The sequence below is a fragment of the Streptomyces sp. NPDC048441 genome (genome assembly GCF_043200235.1).
GTDB lineage: Bacteria > Actinomycetota > Actinomycetes > Streptomycetales > Streptomycetaceae > Streptomyces.
Genome location: NZ_JBICXM010000013.1, coordinates 190728 through 211014 on the forward strand (window position 1 = coordinate 190728; position 20287 = coordinate 211014).

17 protein-coding genes and 1 pseudogene are annotated in these 20287 nt (G+C 68.4%); 11 read left to right on the plus strand and 7 right to left on the minus strand.

The window, feature by feature from the left end:
* Positions 1-26 precede the first annotated feature (26 nt).
* Complete coding sequence (locus tag ACGFSB_RS29110; RefSeq protein ID WP_393405342.1) at positions 27-1235, minus strand: protein kinase; 1209 nt, start codon at positions 1233-1235, stop codon at positions 27-29.
* Entirely contained in the window at positions 1232-1438 is a 207-nt protein-coding gene (locus tag ACGFSB_RS29115; RefSeq protein ID WP_393405344.1) for a hypothetical protein, read from the minus strand. Before ACGFSB_RS29115 ends, ACGFSB_RS29110 begins: the two co-directional genes overlap by 4 nt.
* A gap of 248 nt (positions 1439-1686) precedes the next feature.
* Here ACGFSB_RS29115 and ACGFSB_RS29120 point away from each other — a divergent pair, with 248 nt between their 5' ends.
* The 3 genes from ACGFSB_RS29120 to ACGFSB_RS29130 all read left to right on the plus strand — a co-directional run bounded on the left by ACGFSB_RS29120 (position 1687) and on the right by ACGFSB_RS29130 (position 4182).
* Entirely contained in the window at positions 1687-1836 is a 150-nt protein-coding gene (locus tag ACGFSB_RS29120) for a zinc-binding dehydrogenase (RefSeq protein WP_393405444.1), read from the plus strand.
* A 408-nt stretch (positions 1837-2244) separates the two neighbouring features.
* A complete protein-coding gene (locus ACGFSB_RS29125; protein WP_393405446.1) occupies positions 2245-2706 on the plus strand; it encodes a nitroreductase family deazaflavin-dependent oxidoreductase in 462 nt (153 codons plus the stop codon).
* 777 nt (positions 2707-3483) lie between these two features.
* Positions 3484-4182 carry a hypothetical protein gene (locus ACGFSB_RS29130; protein ID WP_393405346.1) on the plus strand — a complete coding sequence of 233 codons (699 nt, stop codon included), beginning with the start codon at positions 3484-3486 and terminating at the stop codon, positions 4180-4182.
* Positions 4183-4358: 176 nt separating this feature from the next.
* On the opposite strand, the pseudogene ACGFSB_RS29135 reads toward ACGFSB_RS29130, so the two are convergent.
* Positions 4359-4490: pseudogene (locus ACGFSB_RS29135) on the minus strand (VOC family protein); the annotation flags it as partial.
* Between the two features lie 916 nt (positions 4491-5406).
* Between ACGFSB_RS29135 and ACGFSB_RS29140 the strand changes: the two are divergent.
* The 3 genes from ACGFSB_RS29140 to ACGFSB_RS29150 all read left to right on the plus strand — a co-directional run bounded on the left by ACGFSB_RS29140 (position 5407) and on the right by ACGFSB_RS29150 (position 8172).
* Positions 5407-6555, plus strand: coding sequence for a serine hydrolase domain-containing protein (locus ACGFSB_RS29140; protein WP_393405348.1), 1149 nt, complete (start codon positions 5407-5409; stop codon positions 6553-6555).
* 143 nt (positions 6556-6698) lie between these two features.
* Positions 6699-6935: a hypothetical protein gene (locus tag ACGFSB_RS29145; RefSeq protein ID WP_393405350.1), complete on the plus strand. Its 237-nt coding sequence runs from the start codon at positions 6699-6701 to the stop codon at positions 6933-6935.
* A gap of 340 nt (positions 6936-7275) precedes the next feature.
* Complete coding sequence (locus tag ACGFSB_RS29150) at positions 7276-8172, plus strand: aminoglycoside phosphotransferase family protein (RefSeq protein WP_393405352.1); 897 nt, start codon at positions 7276-7278, stop codon at positions 8170-8172.
* 270 nt (positions 8173-8442) lie between these two features.
* Here ACGFSB_RS29150 and ACGFSB_RS29155 read toward each other — a convergent pair whose 3' ends face one another.
* Positions 8443-10605 carry a hypothetical protein gene (locus tag ACGFSB_RS29155; protein WP_393405354.1) on the minus strand — a complete coding sequence of 721 codons (2163 nt, stop codon included), beginning with the start codon at positions 10603-10605 and terminating at the stop codon, positions 8443-8445.
* Between the two features lie 180 nt (positions 10606-10785).
* On the minus strand, positions 10786-11424 hold the full coding sequence (locus ACGFSB_RS29160; RefSeq protein WP_393405356.1) for a helix-turn-helix domain-containing protein: 639 nt from the start codon (positions 11422-11424) through the stop codon (positions 10786-10788).
* A gap of 411 nt (positions 11425-11835) precedes the next feature.
* Here ACGFSB_RS29160 and ACGFSB_RS29165 point away from each other — a divergent pair, with 411 nt between their 5' ends.
* Entirely contained in the window at positions 11836-12216 is a 381-nt protein-coding gene (locus ACGFSB_RS29165; RefSeq protein ID WP_393405358.1) for a hypothetical protein, read from the plus strand.
* A 435-nt stretch (positions 12217-12651) separates the two neighbouring features.
* On the opposite strand, the gene ACGFSB_RS29170 is transcribed toward ACGFSB_RS29165, so the two are convergent.
* Together ACGFSB_RS29170 and ACGFSB_RS29175 are read right to left on the minus strand one after the other, a co-directional pair.
* Positions 12652-14865: a peroxidase family protein gene (locus tag ACGFSB_RS29170; protein WP_393405360.1), complete on the minus strand. Its 2214-nt coding sequence runs from the start codon at positions 14863-14865 to the stop codon at positions 12652-12654.
* Positions 14866-15003: 138 nt separating this feature from the next.
* Positions 15004-15264, minus strand: a complete 261-nt coding sequence (locus ACGFSB_RS29175) for a hypothetical protein (protein WP_393405362.1) — start codon at positions 15262-15264, stop codon at positions 15004-15006.
* Positions 15265-15458: 194 nt separating this feature from the next.
* Between ACGFSB_RS29175 and ACGFSB_RS29180 the strand changes: the two genes are divergently transcribed.
* The 4 genes from ACGFSB_RS29180 (at position 15459) to dpgA (ending at position 20274) form a co-directional block, all read left to right on the plus strand.
* Entirely contained in the window at positions 15459-16118 is a 660-nt protein-coding gene (locus ACGFSB_RS29180; RefSeq protein WP_393405364.1) for an LmbU family transcriptional regulator, read from the plus strand.
* A gap of 397 nt (positions 16119-16515) precedes the next feature.
* Positions 16516-17490 carry a ParB N-terminal domain-containing protein gene (locus ACGFSB_RS29185; protein WP_393405366.1) on the plus strand — a complete coding sequence of 325 codons (975 nt, stop codon included), beginning with the start codon at positions 16516-16518 and terminating at the stop codon, positions 17488-17490.
* 234 nt (positions 17491-17724) lie between these two features.
* Positions 17725-19044, plus strand: a complete 1320-nt coding sequence (locus tag ACGFSB_RS29190) for a PLP-dependent aminotransferase family protein (RefSeq protein WP_393405368.1) — start codon at positions 17725-17727, stop codon at positions 19042-19044.
* Positions 19045-19113: 69 nt separating this feature from the next.
* Entirely contained in the window at positions 19114-20274 is a 1161-nt protein-coding gene (dpgA, locus tag ACGFSB_RS29195) for a 3,5-dihydroxyphenylacetyl-CoA synthase DpgA (protein ID WP_393405370.1), read from the plus strand.
* Positions 20275-20287: the final 13 nt, after the last annotated feature.

A 20287-nucleotide genomic window follows, 5' to 3' on the forward strand; every position in this document is an offset into this window, starting at 1 on the left:
GCCAGGCTCAGCAGCGCACCGAGTTGTCAGAAGTTGAGGTATCTCTCAAGCCTCAAAGGTGTCTGTCGGCCTTCTACATGGACATCGGCCGTCAGCGCGAATTCCCCCCATGCCGACATCTTGAGTTCGAACTCCGTCGTCCGGTCCGTGACGACACGATCTGGCTCGGGGAAGGTCGGATGAAGGTGGTAGACGACCTTGGTGACGCGATCGAGATCGCCGTCGTCATCCCCTTCGAGGAAGACGCGGATTCGGTGGTACCGGTAGTTTCCGCTGTCCAGCGACGTCTCTCGACGCGCCGCGTGGGCTACGTGGATCCTGGGCGCAGCCTGGGGACTCACGGAATCCGGCGGTGCCACCGTGGTCGCCGGCGGAGTCAGCCTGCCCGCATCCTTCGGGTCGAGGGCCGCCGCCCGCAGCTGTTGGAGACGGTCGTGGACCTGCCGCGCCGACCGGGGCCGCTGTCCGGGATCACGCCGCAAGAGCTCGGCGACGAGCGCGGTCACTTCGGGCAGCAGGTCAGGACGGAGCACGTCCAGGCGTGGGGCTTCTTCCTCAGCTTTGCGCCGGATGACCGCGAGCCAGTTGTGCCCCGTGAAGGGAGCCCGACCGGCGAGCAAGGCGAACAGCACCCCGCCGAGTGCGTACAGGTCGGAGCGTTCATCCCCGCGCTCGGCGAGGAACTGCTCCGGCGCGCCGTACTCCACGGTGCCGGCGGGTTGCAGTTGGGAGGAGCGCGCCAGGGTGAACGCGGTCTGGACGAACCCCGCGATCCCGAAATCAACGACCTTCACCTGCCCGTCCGGGGTGATCATGATGTTGTGGGGCTTGATGTCGTAGTGGATGACCTGGGCCCGGTGCGCGGCGACCAGCGCCCTACAGATCTCGCCGGTTATCTCCAAGGCGCGGGCCAGAGTCATGGAGTTCTCGCCGTGGAGATGATCGGCGAGCGTCGCGCCCTCGACCTTCTCCATGACCAGAAACAGCATGTCCTCGTGGACGCCCCGGTCGTAGAGGGCAGCCACGTTCGGGTGGTTGATCTGTGCGGCGGCCACCGCCTCGCGTTCGAACCGCTGAGGCAGGTCCGGGTGAACACCCCCACCGAGGTCGAGCAGCTTGAGGGCGACGTCACGGCGGAGACTACGGTCCCGTGCCGCCCACACCTCGCCCATTCCTCCCCGCCCGAGCTTCTCGACCAGCTCGTACCGACCCGCGATCAGATCCTCTGGTTTCAACTGTCGTCCTCCGTCGGCACTTTGGAGATGTCAAGGGTACGGCGACCGTCCAGTCCCTCACGTTCCCACTCGTCGGAACCCGACCAGCTGTACAAGGGACGTCCCTCCTTGCCGCTGGTGCGGAACGGCTTGCCCTGATCGTCGACGCGCAGCACGTCGTGCCGTCTGCCGCTGGACCACTCCAGTTCCAGGTACCAACGCACATCGTGCAGTTCGGTGTTGGCCGTGATGTAGAAGACCTGGGGGTCGTTCTCGCTGACTTTGTACGGGAAGTCGGGCTGGCCCGTGTGGCGCGTGGCGTCGCGTCGTCGAGGTCGACGGTGAAGGCCTTGGCATACACCTTGTCGCCGCAGCGGGTCCCCATCTTGAAGTTGTTCCAGGCGAGCGGCGCGCCGGTGCTCTGCACTCGGACGTTCATGGCCCGCAGGACGATGCTGTCCTTGCCCGTGCCCTGCACGGTGACCGCGCGGCAGCAGCCGAGGGCCAGACGAAGGTACAGGTCGAAGCCCTCCCGCTGGACCAAGCCGCCGAAGCACACCGCCGCATCGAGTCCGGCTCCACCACCGGCAAGCTGGTGCTCACCGTCGGAGGCCAGGGCTAAGTGGCACCGGTCTGACGAGGATATGGAGCGCACAAGGCCAGCACGCCCCCTGTAGCCGGGACTCTCCGCGCGCGGTGGATCGTCCTGTCGTCACCTCACCCACCAGGGGGGATCAGCCGTATCGGAGAAGCGGCTCGGCAGCGACACTTGGTCGCGCACTGAACGGGAGGACGGGTCCGTCCGACCAACGATTGCGCGAGCCGTGACTACCCGTCAAGTCCCCGATCTCCTATCCGCGTTCCACGATGCGAAGTGGCGGCGGGGCCTCCTGGAGTCCCGCGGTGTGGCAGTCTGCTGTCTCATTGGGGCGAAGGAGTTGCGGTGGAGCTGGAGCGACGGGGTCCCCTCCGCGAAAGACCTGTGTTGAACTGCGCAACACAGTCCGTACGCGACGACGAGGTGAACGTGATGCCGCTTGAGGGCGAGTACGAGCCGAGTCCGGCGCAGTGGGTGCGCGAACAGGTCGAGCTGTATGAGAGTTCGGACGGCACGCAGGGGACGACGCTCTGGGACACGGGCCTGCCCGTCGTCATCCTCACGACGCGCGGCGTGAAGAGCGGCAAGATCCGCAAGATCCCGCTGATGCGCGTGGAACACGAGGGGCGGTACGCGGCCGTGGCCTCGAAGGGCGGCTTCCCGCGTCACCCGGTCTGGTATTTCAACGTCAAGTCCGACCCGCACGTGGAGCTCCAGGATGAGTCCGTACGCCAGGGCATGACTGCCCGTGAGGTCAGCGGAGACGAGAAGGCCGAGTGGTGGGAACGCGCGGTCGCCGCATATCCGCCGTACGCCGAATACCAGGAGAAGGCCGACCGCGTGATCCCCGTCTTCGTGCTGGAACCCTTGGCCGTGTCGCATCCCGATCACTGAACGAACGCGGACAACCGGGGAGCACACGGCTCGCACGGTCCCTGGCCTGTCTGCTCTCGGGCGGCCCCTTCCTTGACGATACGTGGTGCCGGGCGGCGGTCAGATCGTGGGTCGAGCCGGGCAGGGCGGGCGAGGCCTAGAACGGGCAGCCAAACGGACCGGCGAGGACTTGGACGTTCCCCAGGGCACCGCCTCGTCGCAGCGCAGTTCACGCCCGGCATCCCCACCATCGGCGGTTCCTTCGACCTCCACCCTGAACGTCTCGCCGGGCGAGAAGGTCACCAGCTGGGTGATCTTCGACGTGCGGCCTCGCTGGCATTAACCCGTTCAACCCACGACCTGACGCCCGACCCCGCACGCGTCGGGAGCGGACGAGCAGGCCATGGCCGCGCTCATAGGCTGGCGCCTGCTCCGCAAGCTGCGCTGCAGCATCACCCGGATCACCAGGGCCGTGAAGACCGTCCTGGTCCTTCACGACGCATCAGCAAAAGGTCGGAAAAGGCTCAGTGCGTAGTCTGCTGCCTGCTGGGCCAACTCAGGGCGAAAGAGGGCCAGTTGTCGCCCTGGTGAGTGCTGCGGCATTTACTGCCGGAGATGATCTCGTCATACCTGTGCCACGGTCCCGAAGTCGGGATCTTCGCCTCGTTGGCAGACCACTGTGGTCCGCCATCGATTTGCGCGCATTCCCGTCCGTGGACTTGAGCGGATAGTGGACTCAATTGACCTTGCCTCTCTATGATGTGAGGTTTCCGTGTTGTGCCTACAGGGGAGCTGGCCATGCTTGCGCAGCGGTTCGGGTACAGCGTGTCGGAGCGTCCGGCCGCGGAGGTCACCCCATGGGCCGAGGCGAAGCTGCGGGACCGGATACAAGGGGCTGATCGCGCCGTCGGCCGCACCGGAGTGGTCGGCGGAGGTGCGATGGCTCTGCTCGTCGTTGCGTTCTTCGCGGGCGGTGACGCTCCGCCGGTCTGGGCGTGGGGGATCCTTGCCATGCCCGTGATCGCGGGCATCCTGTTCGTGCGCATCCGACGGGAGGGGCACCGCGCCTACGCGGAGCTGGCGCGGTCGCTGCGCGAGCAGCCTTGGCAGACGTGGCCCGTACGGGGGCAGGAGGTCACCGTCAGGGCCATGCCGCCGCTTCAACAGCGGTGGATCAGGCAACAGGTGGGCGGCTCCTTCGTCCCCGTCCGGCTGGACCTTCTTGACCCTCAGGGCGTGGTCGCGGCCGGTTTCCTTGGGTATCTGCCGACAGCCGCGTGGCGGCGGATGACAGACGGATACGGCGTGCTGTGGATCTGCGGAGACCTGCGTGACAATTGCCATGCCGTGGTACCTCGCGGGCAGACGTTGCTGCAGCTCACACCGGGCTCACGAGTGCACTGGATCCCCGAACAGGGCAATGGCGCAGGGGACGCGGGGCTGATCGCGGACCTGGTGGCCCAGGCTCAGAGGCTTGGCGGCCTGTTCGGCGACTGAGGAGCCTTTGGGCGTAGCTCCTTTGGAAGGACAGGATGAACTGGGGCTTTGCTCAATCGATCGCGCGAGGTGGGACCGCCCGTCGGGGGAGCGGTGCAGGTGCCGCACTGGTCGTACCCAAGACCATTTGGGAGACAGTTGTACGTGCTCGCACCGGTGGAGCTCAACTCGGTGGGGCCACCGACGGGTCCCACGTAGGTGGTCACGCCGGGGCTGTAGGCACTCCAGCCGAGCGCCTCCGCTCAGAACCGGCCGACCGCCGAGTGATCAAGAGCCTTTATGTTCACCTGAACAGGTCGCAGTGCCATGCCGGCGATCCTATGCACCCGCTGTGCAACGACAAGTGCTGAGTCACCCTGCAGGTGGCCCAGGGCGCCCTTCGGCGCGGTCACCGGGACCGCGCCGTCCGTGCCGAACACCGTGTGCAGCGCCGCCGCTTCTGCCGCATCGCCCTCGACTGTGGCGGTCGCGTGCGCGTTGACGTGGACGACGTCCGCGGACCGGCCGCCGCGTCGCCCAGAGCGCGGTGGAGCGCCCGTGCGATGCCGGCCCCGGACGGGGCGGGGGCGGCCATGTGGTGGGCGTCGTCGAGGGTGCTGAAATGGGGCCGCAGGTCGGTGCCGGGACCGTCAGTAACCCCAACAACCCCAGTTACACCGCTCGTGTCGTTTGACAGACTCGCCCGGTCCCGTGGAAGAACGTAGGGAAGGTTGAGCGGCCGCTGAGGCCGGGCTGTCTGGGGAGACGGTGGGGGGACCCGTTACACGCGTACGGCGATCTAGCGCTTAGCGCCTTTGACGTGTACTTATTCGACGGCGGATAGTGCTGCCGCATCACATAATTGGACGCCGGATCAAGCGTCAGGTTCGAGGATGTGCCGCCGGTACGCGGGTTCCGCTGGAACAGGGGAGTGACCGGAGCTACCCCTCGAGTCCGCGGCCCCGCACTGCACAGACTTCACCGACCTTCCCCAGACAGGCCTCGCGGCCCTCTACCGCGAGCTGGCCTACAACGCCCCCGGATCGAGCACGCATTTGGCGGGGCTCAAGGGACCGGAACACGGAGGTGGTGCTGACGAAGGGCTGACGCGGGGCCGGTGCTGAAGAACGGCTGAAATCCGTTCAGCCCTCTTGCTCCGCCACAACCTTCGGCCCGCGGCCCGAGTCTCTCCCGCCGACCACGCTCTCCGACTCATCGGCGAGCGTGCCCAGACTGGGGGAAGACATGACCGTACGTACAACCGCGGTGGCGGTGACGGCGCTTGCGCTGACGGCAGCCCTGACCGCCCCGGCGTTGGCGGCGCAGCAGCACACTGGAGCCGGAGGCGATCACGACGCGACCCGGCAGGCCGTCCGGGCCGCGGTGAAGAACGGCGTGCCCGGGGTGACGCTGACGGCGAAGGACGGCCGGAACACCTGGTCCATGACCGCCGGTGTCGGCAACCTCAAGACGGGCGAGCCGCGTTCGTCCCGCGACCGCTACCGCGCCGGCAGCATCACCAAGACCTTCGTCGCCACCGTGCTGCTCCAGCTGGAGGCGGAGGGACGGCTGTCGCTCGACGACACGGTGGAGAAGTGGCTGCCGGGCCTTGTCCACGGCAACGGCCACGACGGCGGCCGGATCACCGTCCGTCAGCTCCTCAACCACACGAGCGGCGTCTTCGACTACACCCAGGACGAGACGTTCGTGCGGACGTACCTCCTCAAGGACGGCTTCTTCAAGCACCGTTACGACCAGAAGACGCCCGAGGACCTCGTCGCCATCGCCATGTCCCACAAACCCGTGTTCGCGCCGGGCACGTCGAACTCGTACTCGAACACGAACTACACCCTGGCCGCGCGGGTGATCGAGAAGGCCACCGGGCGGCCGTACGGCGAGGAGATCCGCTCCCGGGTGATCGAGCCCCTGGGCCTGCACGCCACCTCGGTGCCGGGCACCCGGGTCACCCTCCCGCAGCCCAGCAGCCGGGCGTACTCCAAGCTGGCGGAAACGGCGGCGGGACCGACGTACGACGTCACGAAGATGAACCCGGCGCTGGTCTACGGCGCGGGCGAGATGATCTCCGACTCGGCCGACCTGGACCGCTTCTACGCGGCCCTGCTGCGGGGCAGACTGCTCCCGCCGCAGCAGCTGAAGGAGATGAAGACGACGGTCCCGGCCGAGGACGTCCCGAACGGCGGTTACGGCCTCGGCCTGATCGACCGCGAGCTCAGCTGCGGGGTCCACGTCTGGGGCCACGACGGTGGCCTCCCCGGCTCGTCCTCCAATGCCTGGACCACGGCGGACGGCCGTCATTCGCTCGCCTTCAACTTCAACGGCGACTGGTCGGGGGGTGACTACGAGGTGTTCGAGGCGGAGTTCTGCGGCGAGTAGACGCACCGACCCGGACACGAAGCACGCAGTTCATTCGTGCGTAATGTCCGTACCGCCGCATATCGACTGACCCGCACTTCGTGGGGATGGTTCGATTCTGGCGCAAGGCGGGTGGTCGTGCGTGTGCGAGGCACGAGCTGCGCGTGTTGTTGGTGTACGAGGGGTTCTTCTCCGGCGGGGCCCGGATCGTGCGCAGCGACATCGTTCTGGGCCTGCGGGAGGGCGGGCAGCACCACCAGGTGCTGAGCCTGTACGGAGAAGTGCACCGGGAGGCGACCCGCCAGCGGAAGGAGGACGACGTCTGCTACCGGGCGCTGACCGCGGCCGGGGTGGGCGTTACCTCCCTCAGCCGCGCCTTCTTCGGTGGTGGGAGTGTGTGACCTGCTGATTCCGAAACGATCTCTACGGCCTTCGACCCAGCCGACCAGGCAAATGCCCAGCTCCGCCTGTCCCTTGAAAGGAGCCGCACCCAAGTGTGATTGTGTCGCTCACCGGTTCGGAAACGCAGTCGATCGCCCGGAGCGTGTTCGGCCCCCCCGGTGTCGTCAGGTCAGGTGGTCAAGCTGGCGAGTGTGGCAAAGCTGCTGGTCAGAGCATTGGTATCGGTTGCTCAGAGTGGCGCCCCGTCTGTCGTGAGGCGAGGTCCCGGCGCCGGGACGACGCCTGGTGTCGATGAACTTTGGGGCCGCTCCGCCTGTCGCATCAGTACTCTGACTTCGCATGACCGACTCCGAGATCGAGATCACCGCAGGCCTGGTCCGTGACCTGCTGCAGGAGCAACATCCAGACCTTGCAGGGCTGGCCATCCGCGAGGTGGAGGGCGGCTGGGGCAACCAAATGTGGCGCCTTGGGGGGAAGTTGGCCGTGCGTATGCAGCGCATGGATCCCACCCCGGATCTCCAGCTCAAGGAGCGGCGGTGGCTCCCCATGCTGGCCCCGCGTCTGCCGCTTCCGGTGCCGACCCCGGTGCGGTTCGGTGAACCCTCCGAGCGCTTCCCCAAGCACTGGACCGTGATGACGTGGGTTCCCGGCGAGCCGCTGGACCACGGCTCGATCAGCCGCGGCACCCACGCGGCCGACACGCTGGCGGGCTTCCTCCAGGCGCTCCATGTGGAGGCGCCCGCCGCGGCGCCGGCCACTACGGACCGCGGTGCCCATCCCAGGAACTGCACGGACGGCTTCGAGAACTTGCTCCAGGCCGTTGCCCCCGACGACGTTGCTGCCGACGTCCGGTCCGTCTGGGACGACGCCGTTGCGGCCCACGCGTGGGAGGGCCCGCCGGTGTGGGTGCACGGCGACCTCCATCCCGCGAACGTCGTCGTCTCGGACGGAACGCTCTCGGGCATCGTCGACTTCGGTGACATGTTCGCCGGCGATCCGGCGTGGGACCTCGCCGCCGCATGGGTGCTGCTACCCGCGGGCACGGCGTCACGGTTCTTCGACATGTACGCGCATGCAGACGAGGCGGCGATCCGGCGCGCCCGCGGGCTGGCCGCTATGAAGAGCCTCTTCTTGATGCTCATGGGGCAGAACGGAGATCGGGGCCTCCCCGGCGGCAAGCCGAACTGGGGACCTGTAGGCCGCGCGGCACTTGATCGTGTTCTGAAGGGCTTCTGATACAGGCATGGGGCGAGATGCCTTACTCAAGGGCTGCTAGGACGGACGTTCTGTGGCCGGGGTTGCGGAAGCCGTAGGCGTCGCGGGCGATGGTCTTGATGACCCGGGCGTGCCGGCGGCACTCGTTCACCGAGTCTCAGCCATTTGACGGTTCTTCTGCATCGGATGTCTACCTCCCTCTGGAGAGCGGGAAGTTCCTGTACCTGGCCACCGTCATCGACCCCTCATGCTCACCCAGCCCCATACGCCTCGGAAACCTACGCAAGTGATCTAGCGCTCCGCGTTGAGAGCGTCGACCGCACCCCTCGCGTCGCCGATGTTCAGGTAGTCGACGGCGACGAAGTTCACCGGCCTGCCGCGCTGCCGCTCACAGTCGTGCACGCGGTCGAGGACCGCATCACGCCGGTTGACCGTGCCCGCGTCGAGGCGGCTGCCACCGTCGATGGTGATGAAGTGGTTGAGCAGGAAGAGCCGCTTGTCCTCGCCGCCCCGGTGCGGGACGCAGGTCATGTCCTCGGGGCTGCGGAAGGCGAACGGGGTCTCCATGCCGTACCGGTAGAAGTTGCGGTACCAGGCCTGGGGCCCGTCCTCGCGCTCGGCGAACACCACCAGGCGCCGACCGCTGTCGATCATGTCGCCGAGGTCGGGCCACGGCTCGTCCGGGTCCGTGTCCGGCGTGAACAGCAGATCCATGAGCCCGGCCTCCTCGAAGGCGACGGCGGTGTCCTCGGCGCTGATGGCGTCCTGCACGATCAGCGTGACCACGTCGGTGGGGTGGGCGCGCAGCCAGGCGCCGGTCTCACGCAGCGTGGGCACGAGACCGATGGCCCCGGCCCGGCATACCGAGTGGCACAGCCACAGGCCCTCACGGGGCGGGTTGAACTTGTTGATCGCGGCCTTGATCTGCCCTTGCAGACGGGGCGAGAAGTCCGAGCCCTTCAGGCGCTCGGCGATCTGCTCGGGCCCCTCCCATGTGTAGGTGTCGATCTGCAGGGCGCGTACCCCGCCGTTCAGCTGGACCGTGATGCCGGGGTCCTGCAGCGGCCCGATGAAGTGGTCGGCCGTGGTGGACATCGCGTTGTGCGAGGTGAGCTGGGCGATCTCGTCGTACGGACGGTCGCAGAGCCGGGCGCTGCCCTGACAGGCCCGCTGCTCGGAGCGGCCGACCGCCAGGGGGGCCAGGACGACGCCCCCGAGCGCGGCCCCGGCCACCCCGACGGCGAGCATCTGAACGCGGCGTGGGCTGACCGTGAGGGCCGGTCCCGCCTGCCACACCCAGCTGACGGTGACCAGCAGCGCGCCCGCCACGAGCAGGATGTACGCGGTCACGGTCGCCGTGCCGATGACGCCGTCCAGGGCGGCGTTCCCCACGTCCTCGACGAGCCGAGAGACGGACCCCGGCCAGGACGCGGGCGTGTTGATCACCCCGTCGTCTGTGGCCGCGCGGGCGAACAGGGCGGCAAGGCCGGTGAGCAGCCCACCCGCGGCGAGCGCCCAACCGAGCCCCATGAGCCGGCGCGTTGGGGCCCGGGGCCCGGAGAACCACAGGAACGCCAGGGCGGCGACGCCCAGCAGGGTGGCGAGCGGTTCGACCACAGCCTGGGCGAGGTGCGTGACAGAGCGGGTTTGGTGCAACGGGGCGAGCGCGTCATGCGACGTTTCGAGGTCGGCGGTGATGTTCCAGGTGTCGCCGCCGACGGTGGCCCGCAGCTGCTCGGTGGCCTGGCGCGTGCGGTCGGAGATCGCCTCGGGGCCGACGGCGGCGAGCGCCGACGCCACATCACCGCTCTCCAGGGCTACCTCGACCTCGGGACGCAGTGCGTCGCGGCTGCCCTCGGGCACCACCTGGAGCAGCGCACGGGCCGCAGGGACTGCCTGGTCCCTGGACAGGCCGAAGGTGGGGAGGCCGGCGGGCGGCTCTCCGGTGGTCACGGTCCGCGCGGCCTGGTCGAGGTCCGCGAGGAACGCGGGGAAGTCGGGTTCCGGCTGCCGCTGCACGGAGGCGACGAGATCGCCGAAGTACGTCTGAGCCAGGTCGCCGACATTGGTGAGCACCGGCCGCAGGTCCGCTGTGAGGCGCAGCGTCTCGTGCTCGCCCCGCAGATAGCCTGTCACCTCCTCGATCTGCCGGTCGGCCATGGCGCGCAAGGTCTCCGGGGGAAGCACGATCTTCAGGTTGGACGTCACCGCGGACTCCGGGACCGGCAGCCGCCCCAGCAGGTCGCGGGCGACCGGGAGGCTCTGCGGGTCGACCAGAACCTCGTTGTAGAGGCGGTCGTAGGCATGCTGGTCCTTCAGCACGCCCTGGTAGAAGCGGGAGTTGAGGACTGTGTTGCGCGCTGTGGCCGTCAGGGCGAGGACCGCCACGCACAGCACCGCCACGACCCAGGCGACGGTCCGAAGCCGACACATTCGGGAGGCGCGCTCTTCCATCTCTTCAGGTTGAGTCCAACGCGTACGTGCGGCGACTCGGCCTTCCGGTCGCCGCGTACGAAGGACGCCCTCACGATGGATTCGTGCACGCCCGAAGCCCCTCCTCGCGGCACCACCGTTCCTTTCGGCGTCCGATCACGACGGCCACCGCCGTCACCGCCACGGTCGCCGGTCTTGTACTCAGCTACCTCGCGAACAACCGGTGGGCCCAGGCCTTGAGTCTCCCCCCTGTCTCGCCTTGCCACGGCGGTGCTGCTCGCGATCGTGTACTGGTCCGGCGGGCAGTGGATCGACATGGGCTTCGTGCGCGGCACCCTCGTGCGTGGTCTGTGGTGGGCGCTGGCCCTGATCGGCGGCAGAGAGGCCTGGAGGCGCGAGGTGCCCCTCGGGCTCGTCCGGGAAAGCGGTACGCAGGGCCTGGCAAGGTCCACTCTGGGCTCCACGCCGTATCTTGCCCTCCTTCGAGCGGGCGCGGCGCACGGCCGTCGGGCGTTGAGCCTGGAAAGGGTGGTACTTGCCGGCGCGCGGGTCGCTGTTGCGCCCCACCTCCCGGCTGATCGTGGCTGCGCTCCGGCCGAGCTCCCGGGCGATCGCGTGCAGTGCGTTCCCGGACCGGGGCAGATCGGCGATGACGAGCCGCTCGTCCTCGGCCAGGAACCGGTCCGAAGTCGCATAGCGATGCCGCTCCTCGGCGATCGGCGCATGGACGTGCTCGCGCCCGGTCCGGTCGACTTCCCTACGTCCGTACCGCCAGCGGGTCCCGGTCCTGCCGTTGATCCCCACCTCGCGGCGCGCCGCCGTGGTTTGGCCATTGCACACCCCGCAGGGTCAGGTGTTGCAACCACCTTTAGAACCCAAGTGGCGATGGATCGGCAGTCCAGAGTATGCGGGCGCCCGTCGTCGGTCCTGTCGGCCGGGATGGCCGGACGGCGCCCGCGCTGAAGTCCAGCCTGCCGGTGACTGTGTGTGGCTGCCGGGGACGTATCGACTCCAGGATTCTCCGGCCTCGGATGCGAGCCGGGTCGTGGCGACGTGATCAGGATTTCAACTGCGCCTTTCGAACTGGTCCGAAAGGCATTGAGCCCGTGTGCCCATCAGCAGCAGGCTCAACATCGTCATCACGACCCGACCGGCCGTCACGGCCACGATAGAAAGCAAAGTCCGCCCACCAGCGCGGCAACGGGGCACGTGCCGCCCCCAACCACCGCGGCACACGGGGGAGAACACCCAATGCGACACGGCAAGACAGCACTCGCACTCACAGCAGCACTCGTCACTGCTGGCACCGTCACCGCCGCCACCGGCGCCACCCCGGCACCTGCCGACGAACCGGCCGTCATGGGCTCCTGCCCCGACACCGGCAACGAGGTCTCCGTCCCCGGCGGTTACGCCGAATGGTCCATCACCTGCGAAAGCGGACGCGTCAAGGTCCGCGGAAAGATCGAAGACACCCGCGCCGACAACGACTGCGCCAAGGCCAAGGGCAAGAACATGAACACCGGCCGCTGGCGCTCCACCAAGGTCTGCGGCTGGCTCAACGAAAAGGACATCGACTGGGACCTCGGCAAGGGCAAGGGCGCCAAGGTCAAGCTCTACCTTGTCGACAACTGATCTCCACGCACACGTAGGGCCTGCACACTCCCGGGAGTGTGCAGGCCCAATGGGTGCGTGGCTGCGAAATCAGCCCCGCGGACGCGCATACGTGTAGAGCGGAAACCGGGTCACTGTGGATCGGGCTCGGCTCCTGGGCCGCCGACGACCGCCAGGGCCTCGACGGGGCCTGGGACACGGACGTCCTGTGCATGCACCGGGGTGCGGTTGACCCGCGCTGCCGTGCCCCGTCGGCAGCGCGCGGTAGTCGGTGTGTTGTCCGCCGAAGGTCGGCACCCCGGTCAGCGGACCTGCCTCGCGTGCACTGACATCGCCTGACCTGATGAGCCCGACGAGGTCAGTGGCGTCGCGGCGCCGAGCGCGTCGTCGGCGGTGAAAGGCGTGGACTGTGGTGGTCATGCCATGGTGTGTAAGGTCGCGCCGCCCCGGATTCAGCTATCCGGTGGCGCACCCGGTGGTGTTGAGGTTGAAGCCGGGCGGGGTGCTGTTGGCTCCGGGCATGGTGCCGGTGAAGGAGACCCGGCGGGACTGGCCGGGGGCCAGGGCGCCGTCTGAGCCGGGGCTCTGCACGCTGACGTCGGTGCCGTTCTGGATGGCCTCGGCGCCCGTCGCCTGCTTGATCTGCTGGCCGTCGGCGTAGCGGAATCGCACGGACCAGGCGGCGAGCGGCGTCCGACCGGTGTTCTTGATCTTCATGGTGCCGGTGAACTCGCCGCCGGCCTTCGGCTCCGCCGCGTAGCTCACCCGGCAGGAGCCGGCCGGGACCTCGCCGCGGGGGAAGAAGACCGTGCCGGGCAGCTCGGCGCGCTTGATGTCGGTGTTGGCCGCGATGAGGTCGCCCAGGCTGTGGCGGAAGTCGATGCCGTACTTCTTGGAGATCGCCTCCAGGGCACCGGCCTGATTGCCGTAGAAGAACCGGTCGCCGTCGCGCAGCCGCCGGAACTCCCGCGCCCACATGGACTGCTGCAGCTCGCCGAACTCCGAGCCCTTCAGGTGCGGTTCCGACTGCATACCCACGTAGGCGTCCACCCGGTCGACCGAGCCGTAGATCGCCTTGAGCCGGGCGGCGACCGTGGTGCGCTTGGTGTAGCTGATGGCGGAGTGGTCGCGCGGGTCGTTGCGGTGGCCGACCTTGCTGCCGAAGAGGTTGGTGATATTGGTGAAGTCGGTGCTGTCCGGGTCGTTGATCTCGTTGCCGGGGGTGAGTTCCGGGTCCTTCGGGAAGGCGTCGGTGGCCTCGCCGGTGATGTCGGTGAACGACCGGGCGGGCGGGAGGCCGTAGGCCCGGCGCATGTCGTTGTACGACGACATGCCGTGGTCGCGGCTGCGGGCCAGGTCGGTCGCGCCCAGGTCGAAGACGCACTTCGGGTCGGCGCTCTCCGGCCCGCACAGCACACTGCGCAGCAGGTGGTCGACCGTCTCGTCGTTGCGGTACTGCGCCCGCTCCCCGATGGTCTGCAGCGTCGGGCCAAGACCCAGGCCCTTGACCAGCGATGGGTTGTCGCGGGTGTGCACCATGTCGACCTCGATGACCACCTTGCCGTCGGTGGTGAGGAAGGCGGGCAGGCCCGCGGCCCGGAACGCCTCCAGCTGCGCCGGCGTATAGCGGTCGGCGGGCTGGGTGACGGAGAAGCCGCCGTGGATCATGCTGTGCGCCCGGTAGCCGGTGGCGGCGAACTCGTTGGACAGCGTGGTGTTCACCTTCGGGTCGTAGCCCCGGTAGCGCGGCAGATCGATCCCCATGGCGGGCAGGAACTCGCGGTAGGTGATGTATTGGATCTCGCTGATCACCACCCGCCGGGCGATCTGGAACCGCTCCTCCTCGCTGAGCGACGCGGGGAGCGCGTCCACGACCCTGTTGTGCTCCCGGGCGAACAGCGTCTGGACCGCGGTCACCGCGATGTTGTTGTTCACCCGCACATCCCCGGCGACCGTCGCGCTGTCCGGATCGGCGCGCAGCTGGCCGTCGATGTCCGTGGCCGGAGCGGCCGAGGCGTTGCCGCGCGCGTCCCGGCGGGGCAGATAGCCCTCAGGCAGCAGCAGCTTCGCCCCGTTGTTGGCCACATCGCCGTCCGCCGGACCCTGCCGGAGCCAGTCAAGACGGGTGTTCTTGGTGCCGTAGACACCGGAGGCATCGAGGTAGGAACTCTGCATGTTGACCTGCTGGCGCGCGTTGGTCACGCCGGTGCCGGCGGCCGGCCTGGACCGTACGAACGGCAGATAGTGCTTGCCCGATATCAGCTCCAGCGGATCGCTGCCGTCGCCCTTCATGTCCTCCCGCTCGCCCTGCGGGTCACTGGCCTGCTCGCCCAGCCGCAGCGCGAAGGTGTGGTCCAGGAACTGCGCCCAGGTCCAGCCCCACTGGCTGACCTGGCGCTCGGAGAAGATGTTCACCGCGGGTATGTCGCCCGCTCCCAGGACCTCCTCGTCGCCGAAGATACGGTTGCTGACGTAGCGGGGGTCGGGGCCGGCGACGGGGGCGCTGTGTCCGTCGGCGTAATTCGGGGTGGTGACGCGCGCATACGGGTTGCCGGTCCGGCCCCAGTCCGGGTGCGCCCGGTTGTTGCCGCTGCCGTCCAGCGACTGGATCTGCGGGCGTACGCCGTCCTTGGCGTCCGCCGCGCCAGTCGGCACGGTCAGCGCTGTCACCAGCCCAGCCACCATCCACCAAGCGCGTCTCATCTGTCGTCCCCTCCGTGAATAGCGTCGAATGCCTCGCCAAGAATGCACGGAGCGCCGTCCAAGTGACAGAAGCGACTGGTTGGACAGGGAGAAGTTGGGCCCGCGTCAGCGGGCGTCGGGGACGAGCAGGTTGATGACCGTGAGGTGCTCGCCGCAGTTGGGGCACTCGTGGCGGACGCCCAGGCCGGCGCCGGGCTCGGCCGCGTACTGGACCTCCGCAGGCTCCGGTGCCTCGGCGGCCCGCAGCCGCTGCGCCCGCCCCCACCGGGCCCGGCAGCCAGGGCCGCAGAACCTGCGGGTGGGGTTCCGGCTGGTCCAGGCGAACTCTGCGTCGCATTCGGCGCAGCGCCGGGTAGCGGTGGCCATGGGGCCTCCTGCATCTGCTCGCGGGGCTGAGGACTGTGCGACCAGTAGACAAGGGAACGGGTCACTCCGCCGTAACACAGGGCCACATGACAGGAAGGAGGAAGGAGGCGCTCCGCGGCCATCTCGTCTGGTCCTGTTACCCCGCCGAGACCACCCGAGGTGGAGGATGAGCGAGTGATCAAGGGGGCGATGAGTTGCGCACATCGGCAGGGCGAGCGGCGCGCGGGATCGAGCAGGCGGCACAGTCACCGGTCGAGGGCCAGGCGCGGGTCACATCGGACGCCCGGGTGGCGACCCGGCGCACCGCGCTGACGCTGTCCCCTGGTCTTCCGCTGGCGCAGTGGCGCCATATCGGCCGACAGATATTCGTGGTATCGGATTCGTCGGCATGGTGGCTGGGCGACTGGCTGATCTACGGCAGGAAAGAGTACCCCGACCGCTACCGCAAGGCGGTGGCCGACACCGGCCTCGACTACCAGACCCTGCGCAACTACGCCTGGGTCGCCGGTAAGTTCGAGCCTGCCCGGCGGCATGCGCAGCTCAGTTTCCAGCACCACGCCGAGGTGGCCGGATACCCTGCGCAGGAGCGGGAGGCCTGGCTGACCCGGGCCGAGCAGGGCGGCTGGTCGCGGAATGAGTTGCGTCGCCGGATCCGGACTCGGCGTGATTCTGACGGAGGGTCATTTGACCCGCAGGTGCAGCTCGAACTGCCGTCCGATCGCCGGGTCCGCTGGGAAAGGGCTGCCGCGGCGGCGGGGCTCGACCTGCTGGAGTGGATTGTCCGCATGCTGGACGAGGCGGCCGACGATCCCGGGGAATCCGCGGCCCTGCTCGATGCCTCTTTCGAAGCCTGAAACTCCGTTTTCACCGTAGGGCGTTCGCCACGTTGTCCCGCCGGCGGGACAACGGATTCGCGCGTTCCTCTGTTTCGGGCCAATTTGGCCGACTGGCTGTGCGGGTACGGATTGCCAGCTGTTCGAATTCCGTCGAATGTCGGCGGAATTCAGCCGTACACATCCGTCGGACCTGCGTTTATTCCCTTGCGCGAGGTGGCGGAGCCAAACGTTCTTGGCCGCTCCTGAGGCACCTGGCCGACCCCCGCTGAAGGCGCGTGCGGCGTCCGGATTCCTATCGGAGTCGACGGACGGTGCTATGGTCGCACCGGCTAACAGTGCTGTTATGCGGCACGTGCGGTGGCATTGCGGGGGGAGAAATCCAATGCGCTCAGCCGTGGGGAAGATCCATAAAGGGATGGAAGTCGAAGTCGAGATCGGCTCATTGTTCGTCGCCACTTCGCCGCGTAGTGCGGGCGAAGATCAGGACCATGTACAGGCCTTAGTGGAAGTTCGGGTTCCGCTTCCTCCGGTGCTGGTGCACCGGCCGACCATGCGGGTGATTGACGGGGTGCACCGCTTACGGGCGGCGCAGCTTCGAGGGGATGAAAAGATCCCCGTAACGTACTTCGACGGAAGCGAATCCGACGCCTTCGTGCTCGCGGTGGAGTCGAACGTCGCGCATGGCCTGCCGCTGTCGGTGGCGGACCGGAAGCGGGCGGCGGGGCGGATCATCACGACGCACCCGCAGTGGTCGGACCGGATGATCGCCACGACCACGGGCCTGTCGCCCGGCACCGTGTCCGAGATCCGCCGGCGGGCGGCCGGGGACACCCTCATCGAAGGCAGCAGGATCGGCCAGGACGGGCGGATCCGGCCGGTCAACATCGCCGCCGGGCGCGCGCTGGCCGGCAAGCTCATCCAGGAGAATCCCGGGCTGTCGTTGCGGCAGATCGCGCGTGAGGCCCGGATATCGCCGGAGACCGCCAGGGACGTCAGAAACCGGCTGCACCGCGGCGAGGACCCGCTGCCGAAGCCGCGCGTGCGGGCGCGTCCGGGGCCCGCGTCCGCGGCCCCGGCAACGTCCGCCGAGCGGGCGAGGACCGAGCCGCCCGCGGTGACCAGCGATGGTGAGGCGATCAGCAGGTCGCGGATCGCGGCGCGGGCGGCGGCCGTGGACCGGCTGAAATCCGACCCCGCCCTGCGGTTCAACGAGACCGGACGTACGTTGCTGCGGCTGTTCAACTTCCACACCCTCACCGGTGCGGAGTGGCAGGCGATCATCGACAGCGTGCCCCCGCACTGTGTGGGGATGGTGACCAGCCTCGCCCGCGAGTGCGCGTGCGTCTGGGAGGAGATCGCCGCGCGCATGGAACACGAGGCCATAGCGTAGGAATAATTGATCGTGACTGCCCGACCGGGCCGTCCAAGTGGCGAATTCAGCCGTTTGGACGGGCTCGGTCCATTCGCAATTTCGTGGTTTCCCGCCGCATCCTAATTTCCCCTGTCCAGGAGTTCGCCGCGCCCGGTTGGACGCCGTTGTCGAATCCTGGTGCACGTGTGATGCTGAAGCTGGAAATTAATCTTCATTGAATTGCAAGGCGGCCTTTTGAGGGAGTTCATGATAATGCAGCAGTTTGCGTCGGCGGATTTACTCAGGCAGGACCTGCACGGCTCCCTCGCCGACCCGGTGCTAGACACGATGAACTTCCTCAACGAGATCACCTTCCGCTATCCGGATGCGATCTCCTTTGCCCCCGGCCGCCCGTACGACGGCTTCTTCGACACCGAGCAGGTCTTCACCTACATCCGCGGCTACCTCGACCACCTTGCCGCGCAGGGGAGTTCGCCCCAGGAGATCAGGACCGCCCTCTATCAATACGGCCCGACCGCGGGCACCATCCGCGAGATCATCGCCGATTCGCTGCGGGCCGACGAGGATATCGACGTTCCGGCCGAGTCGCTGGTGGTCACCGTCGGCGCACAGGAGGCGATGCTCCTGGTGCTGAGGGCACTGATGGCCGGCCCCGACGACGTGCTGCTGGTCTCCAGCCCCTGCTACGTGGGGGTCACCGGCGCGGCCCGGCTGCTGGACATCGCCGTCCACCCGGTCGAGGAACGCGAGGACGGGCTGCACCCCGGCGACGTCGAGGTGGCGATCGAGGAGCAACTGGCCCGCGGCCGCCGCCCGCGCGCCCTCTACGTACTGCCCGACCACGCCAACCCGGCGGGCACCACCATGAGCGAGCCGGCCCGCCGGGCGCTCCTTCGCGTGGCCGGGCGCCACGGCCTCCTGATCGTGGAGGACAGCCCGTACCGGATGGTGAGCCCCGGCCCGCGGCTGCCGTCGCTGAAGTCCCTCGACACCAGCCGCTCGGTGGTGCACCTGGGCTCCTTCTCCAAGACCGTCTTCCCCGGCGCCCGCGTCGGCTTCGTCGTCGCCGACCAGCGGGTCGACGACGGCGCCGGCGGCACGGTCTTGCTCGCAGCCGAACTCGCCAAGATCAAGAGCATGGTGACGGTGAACACCCCATCGCTCAGCCAGGCCGCCGTGGCCGGCGCGCTGCTCGCCGCCGACGGCCGGCTCTCGGAGCTGAACGCCAAAGCCGCCGACTACTACGGCGACGCCATGGAAGCCATGCTCCGGCATCTCGACGAGGCGCTGCCCGCCGATCGCCGTGCGGCGCTCGGGGTGCGGTGGAACGAGCCGGCCGGCGGGTTCTTCCTCAACATGCGGGTCCCCTTCGCGGCGGACGAGGCCGCGCTGACCCGCTCCGCGCGCGAATTCGGAGTCATCTGGACGCCGATGCGGAACTTCCATCCCCAGGGCGGAGGCCAAAACGGCATCCGCCTGTCCATCAGCTATCTGACGCCCGCGGAAATGAAAGAAGGCACCGCGCGGCTTGCCCGCTTCATAGCGGCAGAGAATTCCGGACGAGAAAGGTGAGGTACGAGACGTGACCAGCTACTCAGGACTGCTGCGCTGCAAGCCGCGTAGGTGGGGGTGGACGTTCCGATGACCGCCATACTCGAAAGCCCGCATTCCCCCCAGGAATCCGCACCGGCCGCACCACAGCCCGGCCTGACCGCGAGGCGGGAGTTCCTGCACCCGCGGATCGTCGGCGTCGGTACGGCGGTGTCGCCCACCTCGTACAGCCAGCAGGAGGTGCTCGACGCCTTCGCGATAACCGACCCCCGGGTTCGTTCCGTCTTCCTCAACAGCGCCATCGAGCGCCGCCACCTCACGCTCCCCGCCGTGGACACCACCGGGGCCCGGATCGCGGAGCCGCAGGGCGACCTGCTCGCCAAGCACAAGCAACTGGCCATCGAGATGGGCGCGGACGCGCTCCGCGCCTGCCTGAAGCGGGCCGGCGCCGACCTGGCCGACCTGCGCCACCTGTGCTGCGTGACCTCCACCGGCTTCCTCACCCCCGGGCTCAGCGCGCTGCTCATCCGGGAGCTGGGCATCGACCGGCACTGCAGCCGTTCCGACATCGTCGGCATGGGCTGCAACGCCGGGCTCAACGCCCTGGGCGTCGTCACCGGCTGGGCCGCGGCCCACCCCGGCGAACTCGCCGTCGTGCTGTGCACGGAGGCCTGCTCGGCGGCGTACGCGATGGACTCGACGATGCGCACGGCCGTCGTGAACAGCCTGTTCGGCGACGGCGCCGGCGCGGTCGCGCTGCTCGCGGGCGAACGGACCGGCGAACAGACGGGCTCGGCAGGAGCCGAGGAGGGCCCGCGGCTGCTGAAGTTCGCCAGCTGCATCATCCCCGAGGCCATCGGGGCCATGCGCTATGACTGGGACCGGGACCTCGCCCGGTTCAGCTTCTTCCTCGACCCGCAGATCCCGTACGTGGTCGGCGCCCACACCGAGATCGTCGTGGACCGGCTGCTGGCCGGAACGGGCCTGCGGCGCAGCGACATCACCCACTGGCTGGTGCACTCGGGCGGCAAGAAGGTGATCGACGCGGTCGGCGTGAACCTCGGCCTGACCAGGTACGACGTGCGGCACACCACCAGCGTGCTGCGCGACTACGGAAACGTGTCCAGCGGCTCCTTCCTCTTCTCCTACGAACGGCTGCTGGACGAAGGCGTCACCAAACCAGGGGAGTACGGCGTGCTGATGACCATGGGGCCAGGCTCCACCCTCGAGACGGCACTGGCCCAGTGGTGAGGCGGGAGAGCGC

What these genes read in the sequence shown, in the direction of transcription:
- ACGFSB_RS29125 (WP_393405446.1), top strand. Translation starts at nt 2,245, where the DNA reads ATGCCGCTTGAGGGCGAGTACGAGCCGAGTCCGGCGCAGTGGGTGCGC.
- ACGFSB_RS29130 (WP_393405346.1), top strand. Translation starts at nt 3,484, where the DNA reads ATGCTTGCGCAGCGGTTCGGGTACAGCGTGTCGGAGCGTCCGGCCGCG.
- ACGFSB_RS29140 (WP_393405348.1), top strand. Translation starts at nt 5,407, where the DNA reads ATGACCGTACGTACAACCGCGGTGGCGGTGACGGCGCTTGCGCTGACG.
- ACGFSB_RS29150 (WP_393405352.1), top strand. Translation starts at nt 7,276, where the DNA reads ATGACCGACTCCGAGATCGAGATCACCGCAGGCCTGGTCCGTGACCTG.
- ACGFSB_RS29155 (WP_393405354.1), bottom strand. Translation starts at nt 10,605, where the DNA reads ATGGAAGAGCGCGCCTCCCGAATGTGTCGGCTTCGGACCGTCGCCTGG.
- ACGFSB_RS29165 (WP_393405358.1), top strand. Translation starts at nt 11,836, where the DNA reads ATGCGACACGGCAAGACAGCACTCGCACTCACAGCAGCACTCGTCACT.
- ACGFSB_RS29175 (WP_393405362.1), bottom strand. Translation starts at nt 15,264, where the DNA reads ATGGCCACCGCTACCCGGCGCTGCGCCGAATGCGACGCAGAGTTCGCC.
- ACGFSB_RS29185 (WP_393405366.1), top strand. Translation starts at nt 16,516, where the DNA reads ATGGAAGTCGAAGTCGAGATCGGCTCATTGTTCGTCGCCACTTCGCCG.
- ACGFSB_RS29190 (WP_393405368.1), top strand. Translation starts at nt 17,725, where the DNA reads ATGCAGCAGTTTGCGTCGGCGGATTTACTCAGGCAGGACCTGCACGGC.
- dpgA (WP_393405370.1), top strand. Translation starts at nt 19,114, where the DNA reads ATGACCGCCATACTCGAAAGCCCGCATTCCCCCCAGGAATCCGCACCG.